The following is a 3340-nucleotide window of genomic DNA, read 5'->3' on the forward strand; positions in this document are numbered from 1 at the left end:
CCCCTTTGTGCCGTATCCGCCTGCGGGTCCGGTGAAAGCAGCCAGTCAGCTCAGAGCACCACGGCGGGTAAGGCCGGCAACGGCCTGCGCTTCGCCTACATCGGCGCGGTTGAGGATCCCGCCTACTATGCGATCGCGTGTGGCGCCAAGATCAAAGCGGGTAAGATTGGTGCCACCGTCACCGTCCAGTATCCCAAGGAGTTCTCGGCCGCCGCGATGACGCCGATCCTCAACTCGGTCCTGGCTGACAAGCCCGACGGACTCATGATCAGCGTGGCCGACGCCAATGCGATGTACGCGCCCCTCGCCAAGGCCAAGGCCCAGGGGATTCCGATCGTGACTGCTTTGAACACACTGACTAAGAAAGATCCGCTTGCCTCGGAGGTCATCGCGGACGAGGCCGCTGGCGGCCGGCTGTCCGCGGAACTCATCGCGAAACACCTCGGAACCGAGGGTGGCAAGGTTGCGGGCCTCGGCTTCACGCCAGGCGTGAGTACGCCGGCCGACCAGCGGTTGCACAACTTCGAAAGCGAGATCAAAAAGTATCCGAACATCGATTACCTGGGTGCGGAGATCACCGACGTATCGCCTCAGACGGCAACAGCGAAAATGAATGCTATCCTGGCGCGCGACCCCGATATCAAGGCAATCTTCACGAGCTTTGGAATTGCCGCACAGGGCGCGGTGACAGCTCTCAGCCAGCGCAACAAGAGCGGTGTTTACGTGACCAGTTTTGACACCAGTCCTTTTGACGTCAAAGCTCTTAGGGGACGTAATGAAGTAACAAATACGTGATCGAGAGCATCATCGCAGGTCACAGGCCTGTGGAGGGTTCGAAACGCGCAAGTTATTTCATTTCGACTCCTTAAGAGCGGCGGGATCTCCGCGTTGATCGATTACGACCTGCGTGAAGCTGGTGTGAAGATGCTGGACCAGGCGGTCGCGGCGGCGTCGGGTAAGCCGGTTGAGGAGCGCGTCGTCCTTCCGCCGCAGGTCTACACCGCGGACAATATCGACGACCCTGCGAAGCAAGATTCGCTGCAGGTAACCAAGTGCCCGGTCTGACCGCAGGTAGGCAAGTTTTCTAGGATGAGTGGTGTTCGGGCCCCATGGTCCGCTGGGCGGAAGTTCCGGTGCCCCAGGCGGCCAGCTCCAAGATTCCATGGGGCCCGAACATGTAAGGACGAGGACGTGAGCCTGCGCCTGTCTTCGCCACACCTACTCGAACAGGAAGGAGCCCATGCACATGACTGACATCCGCCTGCTCCTCACCTACGACTTCTTTGGATCGTTTGGCAGACAGGCAACATCCTGGGGGCAGCTGCCCGGTGGCTCGGCGTTGCGGGCGACGGTGAACCGGCTTCGCGAGGACGTGCAGACAAGTGCCTGGATCGACGTCGGCGACTTCTCCGCCGGAGGACCGCTCTGCACAGCGACCGAAGGTGTTCTCGGTTGGGCGGCCGCCGCCAGTCTTGGCTTTGATGCGGCTATCCCGGGCAATCACGAGTTCGACTTCGGTGATGCGGCGGTGTTGACATGGGCACAGCGGATCCCCTTCCCGCTGGTTGCCGCGGACCCGGCCTTGGTGGCGCTTGGCCCGGTGTTCCAACCGTACTGGACGGTCAGCTCGCCGAGCGGCCGCACCGTCGCGATCGTGGGCATCAACCTGGCCGAACGGCGCGGCCGGGCGGTCTATGACCAGCTCGGCGATCTCGACGCCGCGGCGCAGCTGACGATCGAGACCGCGGCCGGCCTTCGGGGCCAGGTCGACCACACCTTCGTGGCAATTCATGACGGGATCTTTCCAAGACCTGGCGAGCCGGACGGCGGCCAGCGGATGCACGATTTCTGTCGCGCTCTTCGCGGGCACGTCGACGGTGTGTTCGGCGCGCATGTAACAGCAACGCGCCGGATCGGGACCGTCGCGGGAATGCCCTACATCCAGCCCTGGGCGATGGGCGTCGAGGTCGGCGTGGTGGATATTGACGATGACGGTATTCATCTTCGTGGCGAACTGGTCACTGCTCGCGAGGAGGATCGGCTCGGTTGGAGCGGTCCCGGCAGCAACACGCTGGCGGAGCTTCGCGGACAGATCATCGGTGAACTGGAGCGGCCGTTGACCGAACCCGCCATGCCCGGCGCGGGCCTGATCGGCGATGCCGTGGCACGCGGAGTGCTGGAGCTGACCGGCGCAGACGTCGCGATCGTCGGCCGGGCTGAAGTCAGCTGTGGTCAGGTGCCCCTTGACGGCATCCATACGTTCCTCCCCGCCGGGCGGGTCAGCGAGGCAGACCTGTTCCGTACCCTGCCGTGACCAGGAGGCACCCGCGCCGACGAGACCTGGGCCGCGGAACTGTCCGCGGAAGAGGTCGAACTGCTCCGCCGCGGCCTCGACCTCTACTTCACCGAGGGATGTCACTGCGCGCCGCGCCGGGCAGGACACGCTGACGGTCTCACCGTGCTGAGCAGCATGCACGTTCGCAACGCCCGCACCCTGCTGGCGCGCGACGTGGACTGGCAGCCCACCGGCATCGGAATGCGGGACGGACTCCGCGCCTGGTTTTCCGGCAGGGCCCGCTCACAAGCAGCGGCACACCGACCTTACTAAGCTTTAAATAAGTCGGCTAGCACAATTTCGACTCTATTCTGGAGATCGTGTGCGCCGGGAACTATCCTGGTTGTATACGAGTATCCAGGTGGGGGTGGATTATCCGCCAAGAAGCGGGCGGCGCAGTGAGGCCATCCGCATGTAGGTAGTGGCCTTGTTCGATCAGGAAGTGGCTTCGGCGTGGCCCTACGGTTGGGGAGTTGGCCCCGAAGCCGGGGTGCACCCAGCGGCGGGGCCTGGCCAGCCCCCGGGACGGCAGCGTAGCCCTCCCGGGGGCTGGGCGAAACGCAGTGCCGGCTGAAAGCAGCGGCATCGCGCTGGCGACAACCGACGTCCTCACCGAGTGTCGTAGCTCGTATCTCCGCGTCTGATCTCGAGAAAGGCTATCTTCATGCGTGGACGTGTCGTCACCGCCGACGGGCGGGCCTGTCCCGGTGTGCTCGTCAGCGACGGCCGTACGGTTACTACCAGCGCGGCGGACGGGACGTTCTCGCTGGCCGCGGCGGGGCCGTTCGTGTTCCTTACCCGCCCCGGCACCCACCGCACGCCGCCACGGAGTGGTGCGCTGGCGCCACCAGCTGACCGGGCCGGGCACCGGGCCCCGGGCCGCATCGACGGCGACGAGGTGATCATCGGGGTCAGGCACGAGGACCGCCCCGCCGGAGCCGTCGAACTCCTCACCCTCGCGGATGGTTCCCGGCGCTGGCACACCCATCGGCACACCCACCGGAA

At 64.9% G+C, this 3340-nt stretch carries 4 protein-coding genes; all 4 read left to right on the forward strand.

Annotated features, from left to right (window positions below; translation table 11 throughout):
* A partial coding sequence (locus tag AC08OQ_RS09580; protein WP_476611994.1) for a substrate-binding domain-containing protein occupies positions 1-795 on the forward strand: 795 nt, incomplete at its 5' end.
* Between the two features lie 93 nt (positions 796-888).
* On the forward strand, positions 889-1065 hold the full coding sequence (locus AC08OQ_RS09585) for a hypothetical protein (RefSeq protein ID WP_476611995.1): 177 nt from the start codon (positions 889-891) through the stop codon (positions 1063-1065).
* A gap of 181 nt (positions 1066-1246) precedes the next feature.
* Positions 1247-2314 carry a bifunctional UDP-sugar hydrolase/5'-nucleotidase gene (locus tag AC08OQ_RS09590; protein ID WP_476601793.1) on the forward strand — a complete coding sequence of 356 codons (1068 nt, stop codon included), beginning with the start codon at positions 1247-1249 and terminating at the stop codon, positions 2312-2314.
* Between the two features lie 685 nt (positions 2315-2999).
* Positions 3000-3340 (forward strand): peptidase associated/transthyretin-like domain-containing protein (locus tag AC08OQ_RS09595; RefSeq protein WP_476605159.1); only part of this gene is annotated, 341 nt, incomplete at its 3' end.

This window comes from Frankia sp. CcCS3 (assembly GCF_977927575.1).